Raw genomic sequence first — 26,751 nt, 5'->3', positions numbered from 1 at the left:
ACTCCTGGAATCCGGTCCCTTCCGTCATGGCCGCCAGTGTTGCATAGATTGGCGGGATGCGCCGTTACACGTGGACCACCCGCTTGACCGCCGGAACCGTCGCAGCCGCCGGTCTGAGCCTGCTCATCGGATGCTCGACAGAGGCCGACAAGGACAAGTCCGGGGAGTCGGCGGCACCGTCGTCGCAAGCCACCGCAACCACCGAGGCAGCGGCCCCGAAGGTCAAGCCCGGCGAGATCGCGACGTCCCCGGGCGGGGTCACGACGGCGGTCGGCGCCGACGCCCAGTCCACCGAAGAGGAGTATTTCCAGGCCTGTCACGCCGCCAAGATCTGGATGGAGGGCAAGGGCGGGGACCTCAAGGCACAGATCGAGCCCTACCTGGCAAGCCTGCAGGCTCCGGGAGCCGCACCTGGTCCCGGCACCTACAACGTGGCGTGGCCCGAGCTGGAGCCGGGCCGTCAGGCCGCGGTGATCGTCGCGGCGCAGGCAGCGGCCGACGAGCTCTGCAGCTAAGCGCCGTCAGTTCGAATCACGCTGCGGTAAATCCCCCGGACCACCCTGGGCAGCCACCCAGGCCCGGCCGCGCTCGACGGCGATGTCGAGCGCCCCGAAGATCCGGTCGGATGCCGGAACGACGCCGTCGGTGCCAAGGAGGTCGTCCAGCCCACCGCGCAGCAATACCTCCGCGGTCCCTGGGTTGACGCCGGCGATGATCAGCCTGCCGTTGTTGGCGGTCAGCTGGCCTGCCCACCGACGCAGTGCCTTGATCGTCACCGACGACGGCACATCGGGCAGCGATCGCAGGCTGAGCACCACGACGGCATTGGTGGTGCCCTCGGCGCGCGGCCAGGTTTCGTCGATGCGGGCCACCTCGGCGAAGAGCCCGACCCCGGCGTAGTGCAGCACGGTGACGTCGTTGCTCGCGCACTGCTCGGGGACCGGTGCCTGCTGCCAGCCACCGTCCGGGTCCGGGGTCAGCGCCATCAGCTGCGCGCTCTCGGCGGCTTTGGCGCAGTAGAGCACCAGCGAGGTGATCACGCCGATCAGGATCGCGGTGTGCAGTGGCAGCTGTGTGGTGGCCGCGAATGTCACCAGCATCGCCACCGCGGACAGTGGCGCGACCCGCAGCACCAGCTTGATGTCGGGCAGCCGGCCGACCACCAGTTCGGCGCCGATCACCAGGATCAGCCCGCCGATCACCGGCATCGGGATGATCTCGGCGGCCGAACCGGCGACCAGCACCAGCACCGCAAGCCACAACCCGGCGAAGATGCCGGCCCACCGGGTCTGGGCGCCCGCCGACGTCGCCACCCCGGTGCGCGAGAGTGAGCCGCCGGCAGGCAGCGCGCCGAACATGCCGCCCGCCACGTTCGCCGCGCCCTGGGCCAGGAAGTCCCCGTTCATGTTGGTGCGGCTGCCGTCCGGGTTGGGCACTGCCGCCGAGATTCCGGCGGCCTGGGCCAGCGCGACGAGCGCCACTGCCACGCCGCCGACGATCAGTTCTGGCATGGCGGCGAAGTTCGGAACGGTCACGGGCGGAAGCGCATTCGCGATCGACGCGATGTCGCCGACGGTTTCGACGTCGATGTGCGCGACGGCCACCACCGCGGTGACCACCACGAGCGCGAGCAACGTCGCGAAGGATTCGAGCGGCTTGATGAAGTGGAACACTGCCCACACCGCCACGGTGCCCAGCGCTACGCCAAGCGCCGCCGGGTGCCATAGGCCGATGTGCGCGAGCGAGTCGATGAACTTGCCGATGGTGTTGCCGCTCTGCGGCTTGTACCCCGTCGAGTCGCCGAGGACGCCGGCGATGATCTGAAGGGCAATTCCGGTGGAGAAGCCCGTCATCACGGCGTTGGAGACGAAGTTCATGATCGAGCCGAATCGCAGGAGACCGAATAGCAGCATCACGACGCCGACCACGAGGGCCAGTGCAGCGACATTTGCCGGGTCTGCTGGGTCGAGCCCGGCCTCTTTGAGGACGCTGCGCGACGTCAGGGCGATCGCGCTGGTCAACGTCGTCACCATCAGCACCGTGCGGGCGAACAGTGACCCGACGATGCCGGGCATGACACCCGCGTAGATGCCGGTGACGGGGTTGAAACCGCCGATGCTGGCGTAGGCCATGCCTTCCGGAATGGAGAACAGACCTGTTACCAGGCCCGCGATGACGTCACGGGGCTTGGGACGGCCCAGTTTCCGAGCGAAGGTTGGCGCACCCACGGGTTCAACCCTCCCACGAATGAGTCCACCGTGGGCGATACTGCGGATGTGCGCGTGCCGGGAATCCTTCCGTATCAGCGCGAATGGCTGCGCGCCGACGTGGTGGCCGGACTGGCCGCCGGAGCCGTGATCATTCCGCAGGCCATGGCCTACGCCACCGTGGCCCACATGCCGGTGCAGTTCGGCCTGTACACGTGCATGTTGCCGTTGGTGGTGTACGCGTTCATCGGCGGGTCGCGGACCACGAGCGTCACCACCACGTCGACCATCGCCACGCTGAGCGCGTCGACCATGATCGGCGCGGGGATCGCGGCCGGTTCGCCGGACGCGCCGTCGCATTTGATCACGCTGACACTGTTGGTCGGCGTGTTCCTGCTGGCCGCGCGGGTGTTGCGACTCGGCGCGATCATCGAGAACGTCAACGAGGCGACGCTACTGGGACTCAAGGCCGGCGTCGGCCTGACGGTTGCCGCCGCCCAGATACCCAAACTCATTGGTGTGGAAGATAATCCGCACGCCACCGGCTTCTTCCACATCCTGTGGTCGGCGCTGCGCCAGATCGGGCAGGCGAACCTGCCCACAGTGCTGCTGGCCGTCGTCACCATCACCGTGCTGCTGTTGATCGGGAAGTTCGCGCCGCTGGTACCCGGTCCACTGATCGTGGTGGCCCTCGGAATCGCGCTGGCCGCGTTCGGCGGCCTGCCGTCGATGGGCGTGGCATTGATCCCCGAGGTACCGCACGGTATCCCGATGCCGGCGCTGCCCGCGCTCGACCACATCGGGCACCTGATCCCCGGCGCGCTGGCCATCGCCATGATGGCCTTCCTGGAAACCGTCGCGGTTGCCCGCGGTGTCCGCCGCCCTGACGAACCACAGATCGATGCCGACCGCGAACTGTCCGCCAACGGTATTGCTGCCCTGGTGAGTTCGTTCTTCCACACGCTGCCGCCGGCCGGTGGGTTCTCCCAGACCGGGATGAACCTACGCACCGGCGCCAGGTCACAGGTCTGTGGCCTGGTGACGGCCGGGCTGGCCGTGCTGGTCGCAGTATTCCTGGCACCGGTGCTCTCGGAGCTGCCGCAGGCCACGCTCGGAGCGATGGTGCTGGTCGCCGTGCTGGGTCTCATCGATATCGGCGCCCTGCAGCGGTTATACCGGTTCGACAAGCTGGAGTTCAGCCTGGCCGCGATCGTCGGAGTGTTCGGCCTGACCGTCGGACTCCTGCCTGCCGTCGCCGTCGGCGTGTTGCTCACCCTGTATTTCGTACTGCGGGAGGCCAATCGAGCGCACGTGGTACAGATCTCCGGGGAGCCTCTGACTCTTCGGTTCGAGCTCGGCCTGTACACAGCCAATTTGCGGGCCAACATCGATGAGGTTGTCGCAGAGGTCGACGCGTGCGATCCGCGGCCGGATGTCATCGTGCTCGATCTGTCCCGGTTGCCGTGGCTGACATCCACGATCTTGGACGGATTACGGGACCTGGAAACCGAACTCGTCGGCGTGGAGGTCCGCTACGTGGGCTTGCGCGATGACCTGCACCAGATGGCGAAGCGCTGGCCATGGTGGCAGGACGTCGAAGCGCAGGGCCGCTACCACGACACCGTCGACGACGCCGGATAGGAGAGTTCGATGCCGCCAAATGTTGTGTTCTTCCACGTCGACAACCTCGGTTTCGGTGAGCTGAGCTGTTTCAGCGGCGGACCGTTCCGCGGTGCCACGACGCCACGCATAGACGCGTTCGCCCAACAGGGCTTCCGTTTGACGAACTACGCCCCCGAGTCTCAGTGCACGCCGACGCGGTCGGCGTTACTCACCGGTCGCCACGCGATACGGTCCGGAACCCATTCCGTGCCGCTGGGAAAAGCGGGCGGCTGGGGGTTGGTCGCCTGGGAACGCACGCTCGGTGACGTGTTGAGCGATGCCGGCTACGCCTGCGCCGCCTACGGCAAATGGCACGTCGGCGAAGGTCCGGGACGTTGGCCCACGGACAAGGGGTTTCAGGAATGGGTCGGGCCGCCTCGCACCTATGACGAGGCGCTCTGGCCGACCGACCCGCTCTACGACCCCGAGCGGGACATGGTCAGTCGGATGCTCGAGATCACCGCGGGTGACGCCGACGTCACGGAGGGCGAACAGTTGACTCTTGATGTGCGCCGAGACTGCGACCTTACATACCTGGACCGTGCCGAAGCGTTCATCCGTCATGACGTCGACGACGGGCAACCGTTCTTTGTGTACTTCAATCACTCGTTGATGCACCTGCCGGTGATTCCCCGGAAGGAGTTCGAGGGTGTGTCCGGTCACGGTGAGTGGGCGGACGCCCTGGTCGAGCTCGATTCCGATTTCGGCCGCCTGCTGGATCTACTCGGTGAACTCGGCGTCGACGACAACACCCTGGTGGTCTTCGCCGGTGACAATGGTCCCGAGGATGCTCTGCTGTGGCGAGGGAGCCCAGGCTACTGGCGAGGATCGTATTTCGCAGGCGGAGAAGGGAACCTACGCACCCCGTGCATCGCACGCTGGCCTGGTCAGATCCCTGCAGGCACAGCGAGCGACGACATCATGCATGTCTGCGACTGGTTCACCACCATTGTGAGGGCCGCCGGCACCTCGGAGCCGACGGACCGGATCGTCGACGGCGTCGACCAAATCGATTGGCTCACCGGACAGCAACCGCACTCCAACCGCGATGGTTTCCCGTACTGGATGGGACCGACGCTGTACGGCGCGAAGTGGCGGAACTTCAAACTGAGCCTCGTGGCACAGACTCACATATTCGATCCCCCCACGCCGCTCGCAACCCCACGGTTGACGAATCTGTTGACCGACCCACATGAGCGCGAGCCGATCCCGCTGCCCCACCTACATACCTGGGCTGCCTACCACCTGAACGACATTGTCGAGCGGTATCTCGAGTCGACCCGTATCGAGCCGCCGGTGCCCGCGGGCGCGGCTCTCGACTACGTGCCAACTGCACCGTGATTGCCGCTACGGGTAGAGGCCGCGGAGTTGTCCGGCCTCGGCAACGCGTTCGACGGCCAGGCAGGTCGCAGCCGCTCGCAGCGGTAGGCGCAGTTTCTCGGCATGGGCGCTGACGTGCTCCCAAGCGGTCAGCATGCGTTCGGCCAGCCGGGCCTCGACTTCGTCGGCACCCCACCAATAGGCCTGATTGGCTTGCACCCACTCAAAATACGACACGATGACGCCGCCGGCGTTGGCCAGGATATCCGGAACCACCAGTGTTCCAGCCTCATTGAGTAGGCGGTCGGCCTCGGGTGTCGTCGGGCCGTTGGCGCCTTCGACCACGATGGAGGCCTTGATCTGCGCTGCGTTACCCGCGTGGATCACCCCTTCGATCGCCGCCGGAACCAGCAGGTCGACGTCGGCGCCGAGCAGATCCTCGTTGCTGGTCGCATCCGCATCCGCAAAGCCGATCACCGAACCGGTGGCGTCGACATGACTCGCCAAGGTCCCGATGTCGAGGCCGGAATCCGCTCTGACGGCGCCGTACTGGTCGGATACGGCGACCACGCGCATCCCCGCATCCGCCAGGAAACGCGCTGCGTGCCGGCCGACCTTCCCGAAGCCCTGTACCGCGGCGGTGGCGTCGTCGACGCGGATGCCTCGGGACCGCAGCGCAGCCAGCGCGACATGAACGACCCCGCGCGACGTCGCCGTGGCGCGGCCCAGAGAACCGCCGAGGCTCACCGGCTTTCCGGTGCTGACACCGAGCACGGTGTGCCCCTTCTGGACGGAATAGGTGTCCATCATCCAGGCCATGGTCTGCTCGTCGGTGCCGACATCGGGCGCGGGGATGTCATGATCCGGCCCGATCAGCGGACTGATCTCACTGGTGTAGCGACGGGTGACCCGCTCCAGTTCCGAGCGGCTGTACTGACGCGGATCGATGCGGATACCGCCTTTCGCGCCGCCGTAGGGCACATCGAGCAGCGCACACTTCCACGTCATCCACATCGCCAGGGCCCGGACTTCGTCGAGTGTCACATCGGGGGAATAGCGCAATCCGCCTTTCGCCGGTCCGCGAGAGACGTTGTGTTGCACCCGATGTCCGATGAGGAGCTCCATCTCACCGGAGTCCCGATGCAGCGGTACGGCCACGGTGAGCTCACGCCGCGGGTTGGCCAGCAGCTCGTACGTCCCGGTGTCGTAGCCGAGGATCGTGACAGCGTCGTGTAACTGAGCACGCGCGTCGTCAAACGGATTTCCGGGGGTGGCCAGCTGGGCGGGGTCGGCCGCGGTGTGTTCGATCGTCGTCACGCCTTCTCCTGTTGTCGGTTGACCTGATGCCAGAACGGTAGGCATCCGGGGGCTGGCCCAGCAGTGCCGATCTGCACATTTTTGAATGCCTGACTGTGCAACCATGGCAGCCGTAGATCGCCGCCTACCACACGGACGGCACAGGCGGCCGGGCCGAAATGTCCTCGTATCGATGTTAATTGGCATCGCCTGCGCACGCCGCATCCAGAACTCGTCTCAAACCATGTTCTAAGACTCTTGGTAGCGGGGCCGCCGATCCGGGTCGGGTTGGTGACCATGCCTCTCAGGTGCTTCAGAATGGAGGTATGCGTGTTGCTCTGGCCCTCGGTAGTGGCGGAGCTCGTGGCTATGCGCACATCGGAGTGATCAACGAACTGTCCGACCGCGGTTACGAGGTCGTCGGGGTGTCCGGGTCATCGATGGGTGCGCTGGTGGGCGGGCTGCACGCGGCCGGCAAGCTCGACGATTTCGCCGACTGGGCACGGACTCTGACACAGCGAGCGGTGTTGCGGCTGCTCGACCCGTCGATCAGCGCGGCCGGCATCCTGCGCGCCGGAAAGATCCTCGACGCCGTGCGCGACATCCTCGGCGAGGTGACCATCGAAGACCTACCCATCCCCTATACATCGGTCGCGACCGATCTGATCGCCGGCAAATCGGTTTGGCTGCAGAGAGGCCCGGTCGACGAGGCGATCCGGGCATCGATCGCCATCCCGGGGGTGATCGCCCCGCACGTTCTCGACGGTCGTCTGCTCGGTGACGGCGGCATCCTCGACCCGCTACCGATGGCACCGATCGCCGCTGTCAACGCCGATCTCACCATCGCGGTCAGCCTCGCCGGCAGCGAGTCCGCGGGCGCGGAGCCCGACCCTGAGCCAGATTCCGGCTCCAAGTCCCGGTCCACCACTGAATGGCTCAACAGGATGCTGCGAAGCACCACGGCATTGATGGACACCGTGGTGCCGAGTCGCTCGAGCGCATCGGCTGAACCGGAAGGGGAACAGGCGGAAGCCGGTACCGAGCCGGACGAGCCCGAGGAACCCGATGTGCCCGAGGTTCCCCGGCTGGGCAGCTTCGAGGTGATGAACCGCACCATCGATATCGCGCAGGCCGCGCTGGCACGCCACACGCTCGCGGCCTATCCGCCCGATCTGCTGATCGAGGTGCCACGCACGGTCTGTCGTAGCCTCGACTTCCACCGCGCCGCCGAGGTCATCGACATCGGCCGGCAGCTGGCCGCCCGCGCGCTCGACGTCTGAGTCAGCCTTTCAGGAACTTCGCGACCTCAGCCGCCACCCGCCGTCCCTGTGTCCGTCCAGCCTGCGCCGAGGGCACCCGACAGGCGGGGTCCAGCGGGTTCTCCCCGAAGGCGACCAGGGACTCGTCGTCGGCGAAGATGCCGAGCGACCGGCCGTCGAAGCCGTCAATCTCCTGCGCGGCGCCGGTCCCGAAGGGCGAAGGTGTCGAGCGGCCCTGCGGCACCAGGGCCACCACGGTGTCGCAGTCGGCGGCCAGCACCATGTTGACCGCACTGCCGATGCCGCCGTCCATGAACCGGCGGCCGGCGATCGACACGATCGGCCACACCGCGGGCACCGCGCAACTGGCCTCCACCGCGTCGACCAGCGACACACCCGAGTCCCGGTCCAGCGTCACCAGTTCGCCGGTGTCGATGTCGACGGCCGAGATCCGCAGCACCCGAGAGGGCCAGTCATGCGACGGCAGACGCGCTTCGATGACCTTGCGCCGCACCGCCGGATCCACCGTCGCGGCGCTCAGTGCCACGGCGCCGATCTGCTGCAGCTTCTGCGCCTTGGTGGTGTTGGGGGTCAACACCGCCTTGACGAACAGGTCGGTGACTGTCTCGATGCTCACGCCGGGATCGAGTTCGGCCGATTCGGCGCCGACCTGGCGCTCGAAAAGCGCCTCCAGAGGCAGCCCGCTGCCGATCTGCGCGGACACCGTCGAACCCGCCGACGTTCCGACCAGCACGTCGGCGGCCAGCAGCGCATCGGCTGTTTCGGGGGATTCGTCGGCGATGCCCTGCAGGATGCCGGTTTCCCAGGCGATGCCTGCGATACCGCCACCGGCGAGGACCAGTGCGCGTTTGGAAGTCACGACAGTCGAGTGTGCCAGGGCTCCTCGAGGGGCAGCTACGCGTGCTGCGACGCGGCCGCCTTCGCGGACAGGTCGTCGCGGTGCAGCAGGTGGCGCGGCGGGCCCGGAAATGCCTGCTGACGGTTGATCTTGAGGTCCGCGTCGACGTGCACCAGCTCACCGGGGGTGATGAGCTGCCAGTCCTCGCCGTCCATCGGTTCGCTGGCGAACACCACTGACGGCTGGGAGGTCAGTTGCTCGGATTCGGCGCGGATCCGCCGGCTGCGCAGGCGCAGGCGCCTTTTGTCCGGGTGTCTGCGGTCGAGCACGTACAGGTCGTGGGTGTCCGGGTAGCGCAGGGCCCACATGTCGGTGGCCGTGCTGAGCAGGAGATTGACGGCGTAGATCGGCACGTTGTCGGCCAGCCACCCGATGGCCTCGACGACGCCCGCGCCGACGTCACCGTCATTCGCCCGGACGGCCGCGGTGATGAGCGCGAAGACGCGTTCGGAGTCGGTCTGGCCCTTGACCAGGTCTGCGGCACCGAGTTCTTTCAACCGCTCGTCGAGGGCCGGCAAGCCCTCGACGACGCCGTTGTGCGCGAAGATCCGGCCATCCTGGAGAAAGGGATGGGTATTGGCCACGTCGAGCGCCCCGGTCGATGCGTAACGGACGTGCGCGATGAACGTCGTAGCGGTGACATCGTGTGCCTCCGTGGTGAATTCGGAATCCCGCCAGGCCGCGACGGGCTCCTTGTGCAGGGTTGCGATGCCGTCGGCCCCGAATACGCCCAGGCCGGTCCCGTCGGGGTTGCGCCTGCTCTGCTCGGCAAGGTTGTCTGGCGCGTCCAGCAGCCAGAAGGTGGCCGGCACGAGCCGGCGCCCGGCGTGCAGACCGAACAATCGGCACATGCCCTCAGCCCACCCGATGAAGTGCCATGATTTCCGATAGTAGCCGGGCAGAAGAAGGGGACGCCATGACATCCGATCTTGGGCCGACCATGCGGGCCGAGCGCTTCTACGCCGACACCAAAAGAGTTGTGGTGGAGGATGTTCCGATCCCGGAACCGGGGCCGGGCGAGGTTCTGGTCAAGGTGGCGTTCTGCGGGATCTGCCATTCCGACCTGAGCCTGATCAACGGCACCTTCCCCGCGCAGGCCCCGGTGGTGACGCAGGGCCACGAGGCGTCGGGCACCATCGCCCGCCTCGGCCCCGGCGTGACCGGTTGGGCCGAGGGCGACCGCGTCATCGTGGCGGCGGGCCGGCCCTGCATGGAATGTCCGAACTGCGGGCGCGGCGATATCGCCAATTGCATGCGAATCCGGTTGATGGCCTTCGCTTATGACGGGGCGTGGGCCGAATACACGCTGGCGCAGGCGGTCGGGCTGACGCGGGTTCCGGACAACGTGCCGCTGGAGCAGGCCGCGATCCTCGCCGACGCGGTGTCGACGCCGTATGGCGCGGTGGTGCGCACCGGCAAGGTCGGGATCGGCGAGTCAGTCGGGGTGTGGGGACTGGGTGGTGTCGGTACGCACATCGCGCAGCTGGCGCGGTTGGTGGGCGCGGTGCCGGTGGTGGCCATCGACATCAAGCCCGAGGTGCTGGAGCGCGCGCTGGAACTCGGCGCCGATTACGCGTTCGACGCCGCCGACGAGCGGCTGGGCGAGAAGATCGCCGACGTCACCGGCGGCCGGGGTCTGGACGTGGCGTTCGACGCCGTGGGACTCAAGTCGACGTTCGAGCAGGCGCTGAGCCAACTGACCGTCGGCGGTCGACTGGTCGCGGTCGGGATGAGTGCCCAGGAGCCGACAATCGGTCCGACGTCGTTGTTCGGCCTGACCCAGAAACAGGTGCTCGGCCACCTGGGCTATCAGAACGTCGACATCTCCACGTTGGCGACGCTGGTGTCACTCGGCCGCCTCGACCTATCCCGCTCGATCAGCGAGATCGTGTCGCTGGAGGATATTGCCCTCGGCATCGACAAGCTGGAGCGCCAGGAGGGCAATCCGATCCGGATCCTGGTGCGGCCCTGAGCTTCAGCCGGCGAGCGTGGGCGCGGCCTTCCCGCTGATCAGCGGCAGATCCGGGTAGGTCACCAAACCAGGTTTGGCGGCACACACCGCAGGCACCGAGTTGACGCAGTGCGCGGCAGTCGCGACGACCCCGGACTCGGGGCCCTCCTCACCGGCCTCGGACTGGAACCCCTTGATGATGACCGTGAAGTCCGGGTTGCCGCGGACCTCCATCTCGTAGCGCTGTCCGGCCGGACCGAAATTCCATGCGGGGTCGAGGTTTTCCTCCCCCATCAGCCAGTTCACGGTGACCCGCACGACGGGTTCGCCGTCGACGAGGGCCTCCCAGTGGAACTTGCGGCCGGCCACCTGGCCGGGTTCGATCACGCCGATCGGCGAGTCGATGGGTGCGGTGGCCACGGCGATCTCCTGCGTGGCGCGGATCCGTGGATCGATCTTGAACCCGATGTGGTCGACGACCATCTTGACGGCCTGGATGAAGCCGCCGTCGAGCATCTTCTGCATCGGCCCGCTCAGAGCAGTGTCGGGGGTACCGCCGAATCCCATGACATGGCGCACCACGTCGGGCGCGTCATAGGTGCGCAGGTCGGAGAACTCTTCGGCGCGAACGAAGTTCACTCCGGTCGCCATCGCGGAGAACACCAGCGGGAACTTCTCGCTGATCCCGCCGGGCGCGATGCCGGTGCCGTGCAGCGTGGCATTGCCTTCCAGTGCCGCGGCCCGCATCGGTGCGGCCTGCTTCTCGCTCGGGTACAGCCAGCCGACCGGGGTGATCACGTTCTTGCCCGAACGCAGCAGCGCGGCGACCTCGTCGGGGTTGGGGATCAGCGGCGAGTAGATCACCGCGTCCGCGTCGAGTGCCAGGATCTCTTCGGCGCTGTTGGTCGCGGTGACCCCGATCGGATCGGTGCCGATGAGCTCGCCGACGTCCTTGCCGTTCTTGGCGTCCGAGTGCACCCAACAACCGACCAACTTCAGGTCAGGGTGTTCCAGCACGCCCTTGATGGCGGCCACGCCGACGCCACCGGTTGCCCACTGCACGACTTTGAGCGTCAAGACCCCTCCTCGGCGAAACTAGAACACGTTCTACTGGTCTACACCACCCTCGTCGTCAGCGGAAGTACGTTCCCGCCGCGCGACGTACGAGACGACGAGCACCACCAGGACCGCGGGGAGAAATGCCGGCACGGTCAGCAGCAGGGAATGGTCCGCGAGGTAGGTCATGTTCCGTGGACGAGACAGCCCGGCCAAACGTGACTGTCACATCCCGGCGGGCTGTGCCGTCTGATGGATATGCAGATGAAATTCATTCAGGTCGTCGTGGTCCTCGCGGCGTTGAGCATGCTGGTGACCGGGGTGTGGATGCGCATCGACCCGGCGTCGTTCGCCCAGTGGGCGAACTGGCCCAACCACGTCCACTTCCTGCACGATGCCGGCGTCTTCCAGATCGGGATCGCGGTGACGATGCTGTTCGCGCTGTGGTGGCGCGATGTGATCGCCGTGGTGCTGACGGGTTTCCTGGTGGCCAACACCCTGCACGCGGTCAATCATTTCCTGGACCGCGACGGCGGCAACCCGGCGAACTGGTGGCAGCTCGGGTTGTTCTCTGTGCTGGCCGGCGCGGCGCTGGTGGTGCGGCTGCGGCAACTCCAGTTGAAGACGGTTGACCGCGTTTCGCCATGAAGTATGTTCCGTTGCATGGCTAACAAAGTGTTTGTCGTCGGTGTGGGGATGACGAAGTTCGAGAAGCCCGGCCGGCGTGAAGGTTGGGATTACCCCGACATGGCGCGCGAGTCGGGCACGAAGGCGCTCGAGGATGCCGGCATCTCCTACGACCAGGTGCAGCAGGGCTACGTCGGGTACTGCTCGGGTGACTCCACCTCGGGCCAGCGCGCGCTCTACGAGCTCGGCATGACCGGCATCCCGATCGTCAACGTCAACAACAACTGTTCCACTGGCTCGACCGCGCTTTACCTTGCCGCACAGGCGATTCGCGGTGGCCTGGCCGATTGCACCATGGCGCTGGGCTTCGAGAAGATGCAGCCCGGTTCACTTCAGGCGGGTGCACAGGACCGCGAGTCTCCGCTGGGCAAGCACGTCAAGGCGCTGGCCGAGATCGACGAGTTCGCCTTCCCCGTCGCACCGTGGATGTTCGGCGCGGCCGGCCGCGAGCACATGAAAAAGTACGGCACCACGGCCGAGCATTTCGCGAAGATCGGCTACAAGAACCACAAGCATTCGGTGAACAACCCGTATGCACAGTTCCAGGACGAATACACCCTCGACGACATCCTGGGCGCCAAGATGATCTCCGATCCGCTGACCAAGCTTCAGTGCTCCCCCACCTCTGACGGGTCGGGTGCGGCGATCGTGGCCAGTGAGGCGTTCGTCGACAAGCACGGACTGGCCTCGCAGGCCGTCGAGATCGTCGGGCAGGCGATGACCACCGACTTCGCCTCGACGTTCGATGGCAGCGCCGCCAACATCATCGGCTACGACATGAACGTTCAAGCGGCCCAACAGGTCTACGCACAGTCCGGCCTCGGACCCGAGGACTTCCAGGTCATCGAGCTGCACGACTGCTTCTCCGCCAACGAGCTGCTCCTGTACGAAGCCCTGGGCCTGTGCGGTGAGGGCGAGGCCCCGCGGCTGATCGACAACAACGACACCACCTACGGCGGTCGCTGGGTGGTCAACCCGTCCGGCGGGCTGATCTCCAAGGGCCACCCACTGGGCGCGACCGGCCTGGCCCAGTGCTCCGAGCTGACCTGGCAGTTGCGCGGCACTGCGGACAAGCGTCAGGTCGACGGCGTCACCGCCGCCCTGCAGCACAACATCGGCCTCGGCGGCGCGGCCGTCGTGACGGCCTACCAGCGCGCCGAGCGCTAACCCTTCCCCGGGCGCTTCCCCGCGCCGGGTCTCCGCGCCGGTCGCGGTTTGTCACGCTGGAGTGGCTCTCGAGCTCGAGCGTCACGCTAGCGTGACAATTCAGAGCGGCCCGACTCCCCTCTGTCACGCCAGAGTGGCTCCCGAAGCCGACAGCCACTCTGGCGTGACAAAGCCGGCAGCGCGGGGAAAACTAGCCCGACAACATCGCATCGACCAGGCGGCGTAACACCTGCCTGATCTCGCGGCGGGCCTTCTTCGGATCCTCAGCGGTGGCGATGGCCATGGCCGCCTCGTCGAGCGCACCGATCAGCACATGAGCCAGCGCCCGCACCGGCTGTTTCGCAAGCTGGCCCGCCTTGATCGCCTCGGCGAGGAGCTGCTCGGTCATCCCGAGGCTGTAGCGCTGGGCGACGTCGCGGAAGCCCGCCCAACCGAGCACACTCGGGGCGTCGAGCAAGACCAACTGCCGCACCTCAGGATCACCGGATACCTCCAGCCAGCCGTCGACTGCGGCCCGGATCGCATCGGCCGGCGTCGTCGCACCCGATGCGGCCACCTCGGCTGCCAGCCGGCCCATCACATCCTGCTCCACCACCTCCACCACCGCGAGGAAAAGCGCTGCCTTGTCGGCGAATTGGTGGTACATCGCGCCACGGGTAACCCCGGCGGCAGTGGCGATCTCCGGCGTGCCCACCTCGGCATACCCACGTTCGCCCCACAGTCTCCTGGCGGCAGCGATCAGCGCCTCGCGGGTCGCCGCGGAGCGCTCTTCCTGGGTACGTCTCTTGTTTTCCATACACCCTGTTGGTAAGTTACGGACACGCTGTTTGTAAATGTGTATCGAGCTGGGAGTCATCCATGTCGACCATTGAGATTAACGCCGGAACCATCCATTACGAGGAATTCGGCCCCAAGGACGGTAGGCCGGTCGTCTTCGTACACGGGTACATGATGGGCGGTCAGTTGTGGCGGCAGGTGAGCGCACGCCTCGCCTCGCAGGGCCTCCGCTGTATCGTCCCGACCTGGCCGCTCGGCGCGCATCCCGAACCGCTGCGGCCGGGCGCCGACCGGAGCATCCGCGGCGTGGCGAACATCGTAGCCGACACCCTGGCCGCACTGGATCTAGACGACGTCGTGCTGGTCGGCAATGACACCGGCGGCGTGGTCACCCAACTGGTCGCCGTGCATCATCCGGAGCGGATCGGCGCCCTCGTGCTGACGAGTTGCGATGCGTTCGAACACTTTCCGCCGCCGATCCTCAAACCACTCATCGCGGCGGCGAAATCCAAGGCACTGTTCAGGGTCGGCACCCAGGCCGTGCGGATCCCGGCCGTGCGCAAGCGGGCATACGCCGGGCTGGCGCACTCGAACATCGACGCGCTCACCCACGAGTGGGTGCGTACCGCGCTGTCGAATCCGGCGATCGCCGAGGACCTCCGGCAGTTCACCCGCTCGTTGCGCACCGAGGTCACCATCGAGGTGGCCGCACGGCTGCCCGAATTCGACAAGCCGACGCTCATCGCATGGTCGGCCGACGACGTGTTCTTCGAACTCGGCGACGGTGAACGCCTCGCCAAGATCATCCCGGGGGCCCGCCTCGAGGTCATCGACGGCGCCCGCACGTTCTCGATGGTCGACCGACCGGACCGGCTCGCCGACCTGCTGTCGACCATCGCCGTGCGGGCCTAGCGGGTCCTGCCCCGCCGCCTGCCACCCGTTGTCACGCTGGAGTGGCAGTCGACGTCGATAGCTGCTCTGGTGCGACAAAGCGAACGCGGCCCAGCGCGTGTGGTCACTCCAGCGTGACGCTCGGGCGCGAGAGCCACTCCAGCGTGACGATGGCGTGGACGGACAACGGCGGGCCGTGACGATGGCGGGGACGGCGGACCAACGGCGAACTAGAGCGTGACCACCTCGTACGCTCCGTCGGCGTGCCGGGCCCGGATCGTCTTCTTGTCGTACTTGCCGACGCTGGTGCGTGGCACCTGCTCGATGAACGTCCACCGCTCGGGCAGCCACCAGCGAACCACCTTGTCCGCCAGGAACTCCCGCAGTTCAGCCGCTTCCGCTGAAGCGCCCTCGTTCAAGACCACGACGGCCAGCGGGCGTTCCTGCCAGCGCTCGTCGGGCACCCCGACCACGGCCGCCTCGAGCACCGCGGGGTGGGCGATGAGATGGTTCTCCAACTCCACCGAGGAGATCCACTCGCCGCCGGACTTGATGACGTCCTTGGCGCGGTCGGTCAGCGTCACGTAGCCCTGCGGATCGATCACGCCGACGTCTCCGGTGCGCAGCCAGCCGGTGTCGAACTTCTCGGCGTCACGGCCCAGGTAGTAGGCCCCGGTGATCCACGGGCCGCGTACCTCCAGTTCGCCGACTGCGGAACCGTCGCTGGGCAGCGCGGCACCCTCGTCGTCGACGACGCGCACCTCCACACCGCACATCGGCCTGCCCTGGCTGACCCGCATCTCCCACTGCCGCTCCTCGGACACCCCGGGCAGCGGCTTGGCCACCGTGGCCAGTGGCGAGGTCTCGGTCATCCCCCACGCCTGCTGGATGTGCACGCCGTAGGTCTCCTGGAAGGTCTTCATCAGGGAGAGCGGCACGGCCGAACCACCGCAGGCGACCAGCCGCAGCGACGAAATGTCATGTCCGGGATTCTTTTCCAGACAGTGCATGACGTCGTTCCAGATGGTGGGCACGGCCCCGGCCAGCGTCGGGCGCTGCGTTTCGATCAGGTTGATCAGCGAGGCACCGTCCATGAACCTGTCGGGCATCACCACGTTGGCGCCGGCCATCAGCGCCGCATACGGCAGGCCCCACGCGTTGGCGTGGAACATCGGGACGATGGGCAGCACGGTGTCACCGCAGCTGACGTCGAGCGCATTGGCGGTGCAGGTGTTCAGCGCATGCAGGTAGCTCGACCGGTGGCTGTACACCACGCCTTTCGGATTTCCGGTCGTGCCGCTCGTGTAACACATTGCCGCCGCGGAGTTTTCGTCGATCTCCGGCCAGTCGAATTCTTCTGGCTGCCCGGCCAGCAGATCGTCCCAGCGCACGACCGTCACGCCCTTCAACGCCTCCACGTCGCCCTCACCCACCACGACCACGGTGTGCACGGTCTCCAGTAGTGGCAGCACGGGGGCGAGCAGGGGCACCACGGAGGCGTCGGCGATGACGACCTGATCGGCCGCCTCGTTGGCGATGTAGGCGATCTGCTCGGCCGACAACCGGATGTTCAGGGTGTGCAGGACAGCGCCCATCGCGGGCACGGCGAGGTAGGCGGCAAGGTGCTCGGTGTTGTTCCACATGAAGGTGCCGACGCGCTGGTCCCCGTCGATCCCGAGCCCACGCAGGGCATGCGCCAGTTGGGCCGCCTGTCCGCCCAGCTCGCGGTAGTTGATCGTGCGATAGCGGCCCTCGCCGCATGCGGTGGTCACGGTCCGGTCGCCGTTGACCCCGCAGGCGTGCCGCAGGATCGCGGTGATCGTCAACGGCCAGTTCTGCATCGTGCTCTTCACGGGCGCGATGGTATGCGGTCTTTCATCGGTGCCGGCGGGAACGATTCGAATTTCCCGAACGATGTACTTAGGGGAAGATGGACGGACAACGACGGAAGGACGGGTCCGATGCGCACGAAGTCGCTGCTGGCGGCAGTCGGGCTGGCTGTGTTGGGCGTGACGGGCGCGTCGTCCGCGGTGGCCTCGGCCGAGGAGACGGCCCAGGAGACGATCAACCGCCTGCAGTCGGAGGGCTACACCGTCACCATCGACAAGATCGGGACCGCGCCACTGGACCAGTGCACGGTCACCAGCGTGCGCAACCCACAGCAGGTCAGCCAGTTGGTGCCCTACGTCGGGCCGGGACTGGGCGGTGATCGGATCCTCGTGCCGTCGGTCACCAGCCGGACCGTGTCGGTGTCGCTCAACTGCCAGCGCTGACGCTCACCTGGAACAGTCCAGTGACACCGTGATGGTTCGGCGCACCACCAGGGGTACAAGGTCGAAATCCTTCGCGCCGTTCTTGCCGAACCGTTCGACCCGGATCAGCCTGGTCTGGGTCTGCGGGTTGCGGATGCTCGTGACGGTGCACTGATCGAGTGGGGCGCTACCCAGCCGGTCGATGTTGACGTAGAAGCCTTCGGCTTCCAGCAGTCCGATGGTCTCGACCGCGGAATCGGCATGTGCCGGCACTGCCGGCGCCAGAATCGTACTTACTGCCGCCCCCGACGCGGCGAGCATGATGATTGATGCTCGCATGGTCGTGTCTTCTTTCTTCTCGCATACACCTTTTCGGTGATGTCCTGCCCGTTGTTACGGGCCAGGCTCGGCACCGGTTCAACGCGAAAGGCCCGGCCGGATGTCCCGGCCGGGCCTTTTGTCGTGGGCCTAGACGCGCGCGGGTTCGGCGACGGCTGTGGAGTGGTCGTCGACCATGGTGAGCTCGTCGAACGGGTCGTCCCCGCGCAGCACCGCGTCGACCTTGGTCTTGTCCACGGTGTGCGTCCACGAGCCGACGAGCAGGGTGGCCACGGCATTGCCGGAGAAGTTGGTCACGGCGCGGGCTTCGGACATGAACCGGTCGATGCCGACGATCAGTCCGACCCCGTCGAGCAGATCGGGGCGATGGGCCTGCAGGCCGCCGGCCAGCGTGGCCAATCCGGCGCCGGTCACCCCGGCGGCTCCCTTCGACGCGACGATCATGAACACCAGCAGGCCGATCTGCTGCCCGACGGACATCGGGGCGCTCAGTGCGTCGGCGATGAACAGCGCCGCCATGGTCAGGTAGATCGCGGTGCCGTCGAGGTTGAACGAATATCCGGTCGGCACAACGACACCGACGGTGCTGCGGTCGACGCCCAGGTGTTCCATCTTGGCGATGAGCCGCGGCAGCGCCGACTCCGACGACGACGTCGAGAAGATCAGCAGGTATTCGCGGGCGAGGTATCGCACCAGCTTGAAGATGGACACGCCCGACACGGCACGCAGTAATACACCGAGCACGCCGAAGACGAACAGCACGCAGGTCACGTAGAAGCCCAGCATCAGGGTCAGCAGCTGGGTGACGGCGGTCCAGCCGGTCTGCCCGACGACGTTGGCGATCGCGCCGAAGGCACCGATCGGCGCGAGCCACAGGATCATGATCAGCACCTTGAACACGAGCTTCTGCAGGTGCTCGATGCCGCGCAGGATCGGCTCGCCGGCGCTGCCCATGCCCTGCAGCGCGAATCCGACCAGCAGCGCCACGAACAGGGCCTGCAGCACGCTTCCGGCCGTCAGTGAGGAGAACAGCGTCTCGGGGATGATGCCCTGGACGAAGTCCATCAACCCACCGGCCTCGTGCGCTTTCTCCGCGAGCTCGGCGCCCTTGCCTGCCGAGCTCTCCGACAGGTGCATGCCGCTGCCCGGGTGGATCAGGTTGCCGACCACCAGCCCGATGGTCAACGCGATCGTGGACATCACCAGGAAGTAGCCGAAGGCCAGACCTCCGACCTTCCCGACGGTGGCGGCCTTGCGCACCGAGCCGATGCCCAACACGATCGTGCAGAAGATGATGGGGCCGATCATCATCTTGATCAGGCTGACGAACATGGTGCCGAGAACACCGACGCTCTTACCGACCTCGGGTGCGACGAGACCGACCACCACGCCGACGACGACGGCCGCGATCACCGCAATGTAGAGCCAGTGGGTGCGGTCGCGACGCTGCGGGGACGCCGGCTCTGATTGCGGGTCTACGGACACGGTCATCGGTGCCACCTCCAGTTGACTTCGAATGCGCTGTAACAAGCACCTTCGACCATAGGGTGAGCCACGTCACGTTTTAGTTCATTACGTTCACGCAGCGATCCGGCCCCCTACGCGAGCGGCTTCGGGGACCGGATCGACGATCGATTGCTCAGATGCCTGTGCAGAGCGAGACGAATGGGATCGGTGCGCAGATGCCGACCGAGAAGTAGGGCGTGATATCGCCGTTCCACGCCGGCGGCGGGGGTGGCGGAGGCGGCGGCAACGGCGCCGCCACGCAGGTGTTCGACGGTGGGTCGAAGACGGTGCCCACCCCGCACTCGGTCGCGTTACCGACCGCCGGGGAAATCGCCGTCACCACTGCCAGTGACGCAACCGCGGCCATGATGATGGTCGTCAAGCGATGAATCACGCTCATCGCAGGTCTCCCTTGGATCTACCCTCGACCCCTGCTCATGGTCAGATTCTACGACTCCGCGCCCGCGAACAGCAGCCCCGAATTGACGGTCGCGAAGGTCGCAGAATTGCCGGCGCGAACTCGCTACCAGCGGATATCCGCGCCACTATTTGGGAAGATTGTTGCCTTCACAATCGGAGGTGCGGTGACGCGTTGGTGGCGACGACTGTCGGGGCGGGTCTGGCCGCGCTCATTGGCGGGGCAGGCCATCGCCCTGCAGGTCCTCGTGGTCGCAGTGGTGGTGCTGGCAGGCACGGCGCTGGCCCTCCTCGATGCCCGCCGCGATGGTGAGGATGCGGCCCGGCAACAGGTGATCGGTATCGCCACGGCCCTGGCCGATTCGCCGTCGACTGCCGCGGCCATCGAATCCGGCACTGCGACACAGGTTTTGCAGCCGGTAACCGAGGCGGTGCGTACCGCGACGGGCATCGCGTTCATCACGATCATGACGCCGGACGGCATCCGGTTCACCCACACCGATCCCAGCCAGATCGGCGGCCATTACCTGGGCACGGTCGAGCCGGCGCTGCGCGGCGACACCTTCAGCGAGGTCTACACCGGGACGCTGGGCCCGTCGGTGCGCGCGATCGCACCGGTGCGTGGTCGCGACGGCCGCATCGTGGGTCTGGTGTCGGCGGGTATCACCCAGCAGACCCTGGGGCAGCGCTGGCGTGCGCAGATCCCGGTGATCGTTGCGGTAACCGCTGCCGCGCTGGGGATTTCGCTGGTCGGGGTGTGGGCCATCCGGCGCAGGCTGCTGCGTCAGACGCGGGGGCTGCGACCCGACGAGTTGCGGGTCATGTACGACCACCACGACGCGATCCTGCATTCGGTGTCCGAGGGGCTCATCGTGCTCGATCGTGACGGTGTGGCGCTGGTGAACGACGAGGCCCGCCGACTGCTGGGGCTCGGGCCTGGGCCGGTGCGGACACAGGACCTGCCGGAATTTCTGCGCAGCACCGCCCCTGGGGTGCGCGACGAGTTGCATGTCACCGGGGACCGGGTGCTCGTGGTCAACCGGGCCCGCGTCGCCGGTTCCGGATCCGAGGTCGTCACGATCCGTGATCGCACCGAACTACAGGGTGCCCTGGGTGAACTCAGCTCGCTGCAGGTCCTGACCGACTCGTTGCGGGCACAGGCGCACGAGTCGGCGAACAAGCTGCACACGGTGGTCACCATGGTGGAGATGGGCCGGCCCGAGGACGCCGTCCGGTTCGCCACCAGCGAGTTGGAGTTGTCCCAACGCCTGGTGGACCGGTTGTCGCAGGCCGTGGGTGAACCGGCTCTGGTGGCACTACTTCTCGGCAAGACGGCCCAGGCGGACGAACGTGGGATCGCACTGACCGTCACGGAGGACACCCAGTTGTCCGCCGACACCGTGCTCTCCGGACAAGAGATGGTGACGGTGCTGGGTAACCTGATCGACAATGCCATGGATGCGTGTGACCGTGAGGATCCGTGGATCGAGGTCACGGTGAGCCAGGACGATCGCGAGTTGTTGATCCGGGTCGCCGACAGCGGACCCGGGATGGATCCGGACACCTTCGAAAGGGCTATGCAGCGCGGATATTCGACGAAATCCGATGCCTCCGGCCACGGCCTGGGCCTGGCTCTGGTGGCGCAGACGGTCAAACGGCACGGCGGGACGCTGCACACCGACGTCACGTACGGCTCCGTGGTCACGGCAACGGTGCCGCGATGAGCGCTTGCGCGAACAGCCGAGGGTACAGCCCATGATCAATGTGCTCATCGTCGAGGACGATCCGTTGATCGCCGAGGCCCACCAGACCTATCTCGGCCGCCTGGAAGGGTTTTCGGTGGCAGCGGTGGCGCACACCGCCCGCGACGCGATGCGCGCGGCAGCCGGAGCCGCGGCCTCCGAGCATCCGGTGGACCTGGTTCTGCTGGATCTCGGATTGCCTGACGCCAGCGGAATCTCGTTGGCATCCGGGCTTTCCGGGTTGCGACCGGCACCCGACATCATCGCGATCACCTCCGAGCGTGATCTGGAGATGGTCCGCGCCGCAGTGGCCCATGGCGCCCTGGCGTACCTGCTCAAACCGTTCACCTTCGCGGCCTTTCGCGATCGGCTGGAGCGCTACGGCCGATACCGTTCGGCGCTGCCGTCGGGAACCGATGCCGCCAGCCAGGCCGAGGTCGACCGGGCTTTGGCCGAATTGCGTGTTGCCTCAAGCGAATCTGCCCGATCTTCGGCAAAGGGTGCGGCGCCGCAGACCACAGAAGGGATTGCCGCGGCTGTGCGCGACGAACCCGACGGCCTGACCGCCGACGAGGCGGCCAAGCGGGTCGGAGTGTCACGGGTGACGGCGTGGCGCTATCTCGAGCGCCTGGCCGACGAAGGTACCGTCACCCGCGCCACGGAGTACGGCAAGGCCGGGCGGCCGCGCACCCGCTACAGGTGGCGTTGAATCAGACGCCGGCCGGCGCCAGCGCGGGCAGTTGGTGCATCTCGACTGCATCCGTCGACACCAGCTGCGAGTACAGCGATTCGGCGACGTCGAAGACGTTGACCTGGCCGGCGTAGTCGGCGATGTAGAGCCGGGTGCCGTTGTCCTGCAAGGCAACCGCCGCAGGCTGTTCGTGCACGTCGATGCTGCCTTGAATCTCGCTGGTCAACGTGCACCAGACGATGACACGGTCGTAGTCGACCACGTACGCGCGGGTGGCATCAGGGTTCAGCACCAGCTGGGTCGGTGCCCCGCCGATCTCGACAGCGTCCACCACGGTCCCCGCGGACAGGTCCACGGTGTGCACCACACCGCGATGCGCCAGGTCGGAGGTGAGCACGTAGGCAACGCCGTCGCCGATCGCGATGTCACGGATCGGAGCACCGATCCAGACCGTGGCCTGCGCCTGAGCGGTCTCGGTGTTGACGACGACCAACCGGCTGCCGCGGAAGTCCGAGGTGGCGACGTACAGGCGCTTGCCGGTCGAGTCGATCTGCAGGGCGTCGAGGTTGACACCCGCACCGGTGGCGATGTCGATGGTGCCGACGCGCTCGGCGGTGGTGTCGATGACCGCGATGTCGATGCGCTCGTGGCCCGCGCGGCCGGCGAACACCCGCTTGCCGTCAGGGCTGATGGACAGGGCGGTGACGCTGAAGGCCAGCGGGTACTCGTTGAGCACCGCACCGGTGATCGTGTCGACCGCCACGATCGCGTCGTGCCCGGGGGTGGCGACGCTGACGTAGGCGCGGTCATCCGCGACGACGACGGCGAACGGGTCTCCGGCGAGGCGGACCGAACCCACAACACCCATGGTGTGAGGGTTGATCACGGTCAGGCTCTGCGCGCCGGTGTTGGTGACCACCACGGTGTCACGCTCGGGATCGATGGCGATGTCGCCGATCGGCCCGCGTCCGACCGCGGCCAGACCGGCCACGTCGATGTCGTCCAGTGCACCGTCGAATGCGACGCTGCGAGCAGTCGAATCGTCGGTGGCGCGATTATCGTGGCCAGCGCGCAGCGCTGCGACCAGCGCGCGCAGGAAGTTGTTTGCCATCGTTATCGGCACCTCCGCCGGCAAGGATGTCACCGGCTCTAGATTCCAGGTTGATCTGCGCCGGGAGTGGCGCGGTTGCATTTGAGTCTAGCGACGAAACCGACAGGTCCCGGACGACTTCACAGCGAATAAGTCGCACAGGCCAATTCTCTCTCAGAATGTGCTTAGGAAATTCTTCGTTATCGACTCGTTACCTTTTGGTCGCATTTGATTAAAACCCTGTTACCAGGGACTTCGCAGGCTGGGTTAGACGTGGCGCATTTCACGAGCAGCGGGACCGTCAATAGCAATTCTTACCATCGCCGGCAAAAGTGAGCGGTAGATCACACTGCGACACGCCAGCAAACTTTCCAGAGCGTCAACACCGGGCAGCCTGCAGTGACGGCCGATATGTGTTACTGCTGTGAAAGATGAGTCATGCCGAATCGGCAGTTCGCTGTCGGCAGCAACTACCCCGACACCGGCCGAAGGACGAGGCTCACTTCGCACGACCCGTGCCGGGCGTCGGGCCGCACCGACGCCGCGTACCGACCGCCGATGACCTCGGCGTTCAAGTCGATCACTTCCTGGATCAGGCCCTGCTGGATGCCACGCACGACCTCGGGGGAATCCACCGCGACCTCGGCCAGCGGGCAGGTGCAGATCTCCACGGCCACCTCACCGAACGAGGTGAGCACCGAGCGGACCTGAAATCCCAGCTCACCCAGGGTGGCCACCACCAGGTCGGCGATCGACGTCTCACTGCGCCGGCGCGCCACGCGTACTCGACGGGCCAGATCGGCACCGATGCGCAGTGCCCGAGCTTCCCGTTCGGCGGGGGTACCGCCGAGGTGCGCGGCGAACAGCGCGACGATGTCGGCGTAGTCGAGTCGTGGGGCGATCTCATAGGTCAGCCGCGGTCGTCCGACGCGCCCACCCCCGGATGTCGCCCCGCCGCGGCGGATGACGCCCTGGTCTTCGAGGGTGCTCAGGTGAAACCGGGCGGTGGTGACGTGGATCTGCAGTGTCTCGGAGATCTGTCGGGCGTCCACCGGGCTGTCTGCGGCGCGCAGTAAGTCGAGAACCCGCTGCCGCTGCTGGCCGACTGCCCGATCCGATTCGATGCGTTGACCGTGCCGGGGCATGACCACATCATGCACGGCGGCGGGCCGCCTATCGGGCACGGCGGCGGGCCGCCCATTCGGCACGGCGGCGGGAGTCATTTCGATTCTGCGGCAGGCACCGTGGCGACGATCGCTACCGCGGTCAGATGATCGCGGTAGCGGTTGAAGGTCTTGCGCATGTGGAGGACCCGCTTGCGGGCGGCCGGGTGCGTCAGCACGTTGCCGACGATGCGCAACGCTCCGAACAGGCCTTCGTCGGCGATCACCCGGCGCGGTTCCAGCAGCGCCATCGGGGCACGTTCGACAGTGACCACCTCGAATCCCGCGCCGGTCAGCAGCTCGGTCCATTCGGCCACGGTCAGCGGCCGGGCGTTGACCTTGATGGCGCGGGCCATCTGGCGGCGGATGTCGTCCTTGATCTCGTCGGCGAGTTTGTCGGGCATCAGGCCCAGTTCGTGGATGGCGTAGCGCCCACCGGGGCGCAGGACCCGGAAGGCCTCGTCGACGATGGCCTGCTTCGCCTTGTCGCCCTGCATGGTCAGCATGGCCTCGCCGACAACCACATCCGCCGAGCCGGCGTCCAGTCCGGTGCTGGCGGCGTCGGCAGCCACCAATCGGCCGCCGGTGTCGGCCACCACTTTCTGCAGCGGGGCCGACGTGGTCGAGCTGTCGTCGACGCCGACGTACGAGCGGGGCCCGCATGCGGCGATGTCGGTGGCGGTCCGGCCCAGCCCGGGCCCGAGTTCGACGACGTCGGCGCCGCTGATTCGGGCGGCAGCGAGCAGTCGGGTGGTCAGCTCCAGCCCTCCGGGGCGGAGCACCCTCTTGCCGAGCCGGGCCAGCAGCCAGTGCCCGGGCAGATCGGCGTCGGACCGTTGCGCCAGCGGCAGATCGTTCTTGCCGGTCATCTCGTGATTCCTCCTCTGCGGGCCATGCACCACGTACTGCACAGCGGGACAACGGAAAACAAGGCGCACGTGTACGCCAGGGCCAGGTCGGGTCCCCATGGCGGGTTCAGGACGATGTCCTGCCCGGTGGAGAAGACCCCGTTGAGAAACGGCATGAACCGTTGCAGCGAATAGCCGCCGGGCAGGTAGCCGACGGCAGTTTCGATGACGTACACCCACAACAGGATCACTCCGACGGCTGCGGCCGGTGTTCTGATCACCGCACCCACGCCGAGCCCGAGACCCGCCGCGAAGAACGCGTAGACGGGCACCGTCCACAGCAGACGCACACCGTGCGGATCGGTCAACGAGACCTGCCCGTAGACCGACCCCGACACCCAGGGCAGTGCGACGAGCACCAGCACCACCATGGCTGCCGCCACCAAGGCCCCGAGCAGTCCGTAGAACAACCACTTGCCGGCGAGGGCCGCCGATGCACGTGGCAGTGCGAACCGCACGTATTGGTGTGCTCCGTAGCGGAATTCGTGGGCCTGGCCGTGGGCTGCCGCCAACGCAGCCAGCACGACGGTCACCGTGATCACCCAGTACGCCGCGTTCGTGGTCGACACCTGCTGGACATAGCTCTGGCCCGGGATTCGGGCGAATCGCTCTGCGACATAGGCGATCAGGAACGTGATCACGGTGGGAAGGACCACCGCGGCCGGGACCAGGACGCTCCACAGCGGCCCGCGTCCGCCGGTGCGGATCAGCTCGGCGCGCATGCTGCGCAGCACCGCCCCGCTCACGCCGCGGCCATCCGCAGGAGCAGGGCCTCGAGGTGCTGCCGCGGATCGGCACCGACAGGCAGGACCTCGTCAAGGCTGCCTACAGCGGCCACCCGGCCCCGGTCCATCACCAGCAGCCGGTCCGCGGTCAACGCCACCTCGCCGAGCAGATGGCTGGCCACCACCACGGTCCGCCCTTCGGCAGCCAACTGCCGCAACAACTCCCGCAGCCACACGATGCCGGGGACGTCCAGGCCATTGACGGGCTCGTCGAAGATCAGCGCCTGCGGTTCGGCCAACAGGGCGCTGGCGATGGCGAGCCGCTGCCGTGCGCCCATCGACAGTTGCGCGATGCGTCGGTGCCGGAGTTCGGCCAGCCCAACCTGCTCCAGCACGTCGTCGATATGTCCGCGGGCGACGTCGCCCAGCGCCGCCAGCCACGACAGATGGCGCTGGGCGCTGTGTCGCGGATCCATCGCCATCGGGTCGAAGTGCACACCCAGCATCCGCGTGGGTTCGGCGCAGTCGTCAATTGGATTCCCGCACAACGTCACTGTGCCGCTGTCGGCCCGCTCCATGCCTGCGATCACACGGAGCAGCGTGGTTTTTCCGGCACCGTTGAGGCCGAGCAGACCGGTGACCGTACCGGCCGGGAAGGAAGCGCTGACATCGGTCAGCGCCGGCGTGTTCCCGAACGCCTTGGTCAGCCCGCGGACCTCGATCATC

At 66.9% G+C, this 26,751-nt stretch carries 27 protein-coding genes; 11 read left to right on the top strand and 16 right to left on the bottom strand.

Features of this window, described 5'->3' with window-relative positions; genetic code table 11:
- Positions 1-56: 56 nt before the first annotated feature.
- Positions 57-515, top strand: coding sequence for a lipoprotein LpqV (lpqV, locus tag AB0876_RS04950; protein WP_491839390.1), 459 nt, complete (start codon positions 57-59; stop codon positions 513-515).
- A gap of 6 nt (positions 516-521) precedes the next feature.
- Here the strand turns inward: lpqV and AB0876_RS04945 are convergent, their stop codons facing one another.
- On the bottom strand, positions 522-2,228 hold the full coding sequence (locus AB0876_RS04945) for a SulP family inorganic anion transporter (protein ID WP_526041380.1): 1,707 nt from the start codon (positions 2,226-2,228) through the stop codon (positions 522-524).
- Between the two features lie 30 nt (positions 2,229-2,258).
- Here AB0876_RS04945 and AB0876_RS04940 point away from each other — a divergent pair, with 30 nt between their 5' ends.
- Positions 2,259-3,848, top strand: a complete 1,590-nt coding sequence (locus AB0876_RS04940) for a SulP family inorganic anion transporter (protein ID WP_526041379.1) — start codon at positions 2,259-2,261, stop codon at positions 3,846-3,848.
- A gap of 9 nt (positions 3,849-3,857) precedes the next feature.
- On the top strand, positions 3,858-5,210 hold the full coding sequence (locus AB0876_RS04935) for a sulfatase-like hydrolase/transferase (protein WP_526041378.1): 1,353 nt from the start codon (positions 3,858-3,860) through the stop codon (positions 5,208-5,210).
- Between the two features lie 6 nt (positions 5,211-5,216).
- On the opposite strand, the gene AB0876_RS04930 is transcribed toward AB0876_RS04935, so the two are convergent.
- Entirely contained in the window at positions 5,217-6,506 is a 1,290-nt protein-coding gene (locus AB0876_RS04930; RefSeq protein WP_526041377.1) for a Glu/Leu/Phe/Val family dehydrogenase, read from the bottom strand.
- Positions 6,507-6,811: 305 nt separating this feature from the next.
- Here AB0876_RS04930 and AB0876_RS04925 point away from each other — a divergent pair, with 305 nt between their 5' ends.
- Entirely contained in the window at positions 6,812-7,765 is a 954-nt protein-coding gene (locus AB0876_RS04925) for a patatin-like phospholipase family protein (RefSeq protein WP_491839384.1), read from the top strand.
- 1 nt (position 7,766) lies between these two features.
- Here the strand turns inward: AB0876_RS04925 and AB0876_RS04920 are convergent, their stop codons facing one another.
- Together AB0876_RS04920 and AB0876_RS04915 are read right to left on the bottom strand one after the other, a co-directional pair.
- Positions 7,767-8,624 (bottom strand): patatin-like phospholipase family protein, encoded by an 858-nt coding sequence (locus tag AB0876_RS04920; RefSeq protein ID WP_491839383.1) that lies wholly within the window; start codon positions 8,622-8,624, stop codon positions 7,767-7,769.
- 35 nt (positions 8,625-8,659) lie between these two features.
- Entirely contained in the window at positions 8,660-9,514 is an 855-nt protein-coding gene (locus AB0876_RS04915; protein WP_491839382.1) for a class II glutamine amidotransferase, read from the bottom strand.
- Between the two features lie 65 nt (positions 9,515-9,579).
- Between AB0876_RS04915 and AB0876_RS04910 the strand changes: the two genes are divergently transcribed.
- Entirely contained in the window at positions 9,580-10,635 is a 1,056-nt protein-coding gene (locus AB0876_RS04910; RefSeq protein WP_491839381.1) for a zinc-binding dehydrogenase, read from the top strand.
- Between the two features lie 3 nt (positions 10,636-10,638).
- Here the strand turns inward: AB0876_RS04910 and AB0876_RS04905 are convergent, their stop codons facing one another.
- Positions 10,639-11,691 carry an NAD(P)H-dependent amine dehydrogenase family protein gene (locus AB0876_RS04905; RefSeq protein WP_491839380.1) on the bottom strand — a complete coding sequence of 351 codons (1,053 nt, stop codon included), beginning with the start codon at positions 11,689-11,691 and terminating at the stop codon, positions 10,639-10,641.
- Positions 11,692-11,721: 30 nt separating this feature from the next.
- Positions 11,722-11,859 (bottom strand): hypothetical protein, encoded by a 138-nt coding sequence (locus AB0876_RS04900; RefSeq protein ID WP_088305604.1) that lies wholly within the window; start codon positions 11,857-11,859, stop codon positions 11,722-11,724.
- A 75-nt stretch (positions 11,860-11,934) separates the two neighbouring features.
- Here AB0876_RS04900 and AB0876_RS04895 point away from each other — a divergent pair, with 75 nt between their 5' ends.
- Both AB0876_RS04895 and AB0876_RS04890 read left to right on the top strand, forming a co-directional pair.
- Positions 11,935-12,318, top strand: coding sequence for a hypothetical protein (locus AB0876_RS04895; RefSeq protein WP_491839379.1), 384 nt, complete (start codon positions 11,935-11,937; stop codon positions 12,316-12,318).
- Between the two features lie 15 nt (positions 12,319-12,333).
- A complete protein-coding gene (locus AB0876_RS04890) occupies positions 12,334-13,524 on the top strand; it encodes a lipid-transfer protein (protein ID WP_418010023.1) in 1,191 nt (396 codons plus the stop codon).
- A 190-nt stretch (positions 13,525-13,714) separates the two neighbouring features.
- Here AB0876_RS04890 and AB0876_RS04885 read toward each other — a convergent pair whose 3' ends face one another.
- The gene (locus AB0876_RS04885) at positions 13,715-14,320 is read right to left on the bottom strand and encodes a TetR/AcrR family transcriptional regulator (protein WP_526041376.1); all 606 of its coding nucleotides are present in this window, start codon (positions 14,318-14,320) and stop codon (positions 13,715-13,717) included.
- A gap of 62 nt (positions 14,321-14,382) precedes the next feature.
- Between AB0876_RS04885 and AB0876_RS04880 the strand changes: the two genes are divergently transcribed.
- Entirely contained in the window at positions 14,383-15,213 is an 831-nt protein-coding gene (locus AB0876_RS04880) for an alpha/beta fold hydrolase (RefSeq protein WP_526041375.1), read from the top strand.
- A 209-nt stretch (positions 15,214-15,422) separates the two neighbouring features.
- Here the strand turns inward: AB0876_RS04880 and AB0876_RS04875 are convergent, their stop codons facing one another.
- Positions 15,423-17,045 carry a long-chain fatty acid--CoA ligase gene (locus AB0876_RS04875; protein ID WP_491839716.1) on the bottom strand — a complete coding sequence of 541 codons (1,623 nt, stop codon included), beginning with the start codon at positions 17,043-17,045 and terminating at the stop codon, positions 15,423-15,425.
- A gap of 108 nt (positions 17,046-17,153) precedes the next feature.
- Between AB0876_RS04875 and AB0876_RS04870 the strand changes: the two genes are divergently transcribed.
- Positions 17,154-17,465, top strand: coding sequence for a hypothetical protein (locus AB0876_RS04870; RefSeq protein WP_088305606.1), 312 nt, complete (start codon positions 17,154-17,156; stop codon positions 17,463-17,465).
- Positions 17,466-17,468: 3 nt separating this feature from the next.
- Here AB0876_RS04870 and AB0876_RS04865 read toward each other — a convergent pair whose 3' ends face one another.
- From AB0876_RS04865 to AB0876_RS04855, 3 genes are all read right to left on the bottom strand, one after another.
- A complete protein-coding gene (locus AB0876_RS04865; RefSeq protein ID WP_526041374.1) occupies positions 17,469-17,783 on the bottom strand; it encodes a hypothetical protein in 315 nt (104 codons plus the stop codon).
- A 129-nt stretch (positions 17,784-17,912) separates the two neighbouring features.
- On the bottom strand, positions 17,913-19,274 hold the full coding sequence (locus tag AB0876_RS04860) for a dicarboxylate/amino acid:cation symporter (protein ID WP_526041373.1): 1,362 nt from the start codon (positions 19,272-19,274) through the stop codon (positions 17,913-17,915).
- A gap of 148 nt (positions 19,275-19,422) precedes the next feature.
- A complete protein-coding gene (locus tag AB0876_RS04855; protein ID WP_491839719.1) occupies positions 19,423-19,689 on the bottom strand; it encodes a hypothetical protein in 267 nt (88 codons plus the stop codon).
- A 184-nt stretch (positions 19,690-19,873) separates the two neighbouring features.
- Between AB0876_RS04855 and AB0876_RS04850 the strand changes: the two genes are divergently transcribed.
- Positions 19,874-21,430 (top strand): ATP-binding protein, encoded by a 1,557-nt coding sequence (locus tag AB0876_RS04850; protein ID WP_526041372.1) that lies wholly within the window; start codon positions 19,874-19,876, stop codon positions 21,428-21,430.
- Positions 21,431-21,461: 31 nt separating this feature from the next.
- Positions 21,462-22,157, top strand: coding sequence for a response regulator (locus AB0876_RS04845; protein WP_526041371.1), 696 nt, complete (start codon positions 21,462-21,464; stop codon positions 22,155-22,157).
- A 1-nt stretch (position 22,158) separates the two neighbouring features.
- Here AB0876_RS04845 and AB0876_RS04840 read toward each other — a convergent pair whose 3' ends face one another.
- The 5 genes from AB0876_RS04840 to AB0876_RS04820 all read right to left on the bottom strand — a co-directional run bounded on the left by AB0876_RS04840 (position 22,159) and on the right by AB0876_RS04820 (position 26,750).
- Positions 22,159-23,250 (bottom strand): MmpL3/TtfA transport complex stabilizer, encoded by a 1,092-nt coding sequence (locus tag AB0876_RS04840; RefSeq protein WP_491839722.1) that lies wholly within the window; start codon positions 23,248-23,250, stop codon positions 22,159-22,161.
- Between the two features lie 449 nt (positions 23,251-23,699).
- Complete coding sequence (locus AB0876_RS04835) at positions 23,700-24,374, bottom strand: helix-turn-helix transcriptional regulator (RefSeq protein ID WP_491839723.1); 675 nt, start codon at positions 24,372-24,374, stop codon at positions 23,700-23,702.
- A gap of 74 nt (positions 24,375-24,448) precedes the next feature.
- Positions 24,449-25,261, bottom strand: coding sequence for a methyltransferase domain-containing protein (locus AB0876_RS04830; RefSeq protein WP_526041370.1), 813 nt, complete (start codon positions 25,259-25,261; stop codon positions 24,449-24,451).
- Positions 25,258-26,046, bottom strand: a complete 789-nt coding sequence (locus AB0876_RS04825) for an ABC transporter permease (RefSeq protein WP_526041369.1) — start codon at positions 26,044-26,046, stop codon at positions 25,258-25,260. Before AB0876_RS04825 ends, AB0876_RS04830 begins: the two co-directional genes overlap by 4 nt.
- Entirely contained in the window at positions 26,043-26,750 is a 708-nt protein-coding gene (locus AB0876_RS04820) for an ABC transporter ATP-binding protein (RefSeq protein WP_526041368.1), read from the bottom strand. Before AB0876_RS04820 ends, AB0876_RS04825 begins: the two co-directional genes overlap by 4 nt.
- Position 26,751: the final 1 nt, after the last annotated feature.

Source organism: Mycobacterium sp. NPDC049093, assembly GCF_040704635.1.
Taxonomy (GTDB): Bacteria; Actinomycetota; Actinomycetes; order Mycobacteriales; family Mycobacteriaceae; genus Mycobacterium.
Note: the sequence above shows the minus strand (reverse complement) of the source record. Positions and strands in the feature narration are given on the sequence as shown.

Coding starts and splice junctions, on each gene's coding strand:
- AB0876_RS04935 (WP_526041378.1), top strand. CDS start 3,858: ATGCCGCCAAATGTTGTGTTCTTCCACGTCGACAACCTCGGTTTCGGT.
- AB0876_RS04830 (WP_526041370.1), bottom strand. CDS start 25,261: ATGACCGGCAAGAACGATCTGCCGCTGGCGCAACGGTCCGACGCCGAT.
- AB0876_RS04910 (WP_491839381.1), top strand. CDS start 9,580: ATGACATCCGATCTTGGGCCGACCATGCGGGCCGAGCGCTTCTACGCC.
- AB0876_RS04895 (WP_491839379.1), top strand. CDS start 11,935: ATGAAATTCATTCAGGTCGTCGTGGTCCTCGCGGCGTTGAGCATGCTG.
- AB0876_RS04925 (WP_491839384.1), top strand. CDS start 6,812: ATGCGTGTTGCTCTGGCCCTCGGTAGTGGCGGAGCTCGTGGCTATGCG.
- AB0876_RS04840 (WP_491839722.1), bottom strand. CDS start 23,250: ATGGCAAACAACTTCCTGCGCGCGCTGGTCGCAGCGCTGCGCGCTGGC.
- AB0876_RS04885 (WP_526041376.1), bottom strand. CDS start 14,320: ATGGAAAACAAGAGACGTACCCAGGAAGAGCGCTCCGCGGCGACCCGC.
- AB0876_RS04915 (WP_491839382.1), bottom strand. CDS start 9,514: ATGTGCCGATTGTTCGGTCTGCACGCCGGGCGCCGGCTCGTGCCGGCC.
- AB0876_RS04890 (WP_418010023.1), top strand. CDS start 12,334: ATGGCTAACAAAGTGTTTGTCGTCGGTGTGGGGATGACGAAGTTCGAG.
- lpqV (WP_491839390.1), top strand. CDS start 57: ATGCGCCGTTACACGTGGACCACCCGCTTGACCGCCGGAACCGTCGCA.
- AB0876_RS04820 (WP_526041368.1), bottom strand. CDS start 26,750: ATGATCGAGGTCCGCGGGCTGACCAAGGCGTTCGGGAACACGCCGGCG.
- AB0876_RS04855 (WP_491839719.1), bottom strand. CDS start 19,689: ATGAGCGTGATTCATCGCTTGACGACCATCATCATGGCCGCGGTTGCG.
- AB0876_RS04865 (WP_526041374.1), bottom strand. CDS start 17,783: ATGCGAGCATCAATCATCATGCTCGCCGCGTCGGGGGCGGCAGTAAGT.
- AB0876_RS04870 (WP_088305606.1), top strand. CDS start 17,154: ATGCGCACGAAGTCGCTGCTGGCGGCAGTCGGGCTGGCTGTGTTGGGC.
- AB0876_RS04845 (WP_526041371.1), top strand. CDS start 21,462: ATGATCAATGTGCTCATCGTCGAGGACGATCCGTTGATCGCCGAGGCC.
- AB0876_RS04880 (WP_526041375.1), top strand. CDS start 14,383: ATGTCGACCATTGAGATTAACGCCGGAACCATCCATTACGAGGAATTC.
- AB0876_RS04860 (WP_526041373.1), bottom strand. CDS start 19,274: ATGACCGTGTCCGTAGACCCGCAATCAGAGCCGGCGTCCCCGCAGCGT.
- AB0876_RS04900 (WP_088305604.1), bottom strand. CDS start 11,859: ATGACCTACCTCGCGGACCATTCCCTGCTGCTGACCGTGCCGGCATTT.
- AB0876_RS04835 (WP_491839723.1), bottom strand. CDS start 24,374: ATGCCCCGGCACGGTCAACGCATCGAATCGGATCGGGCAGTCGGCCAG.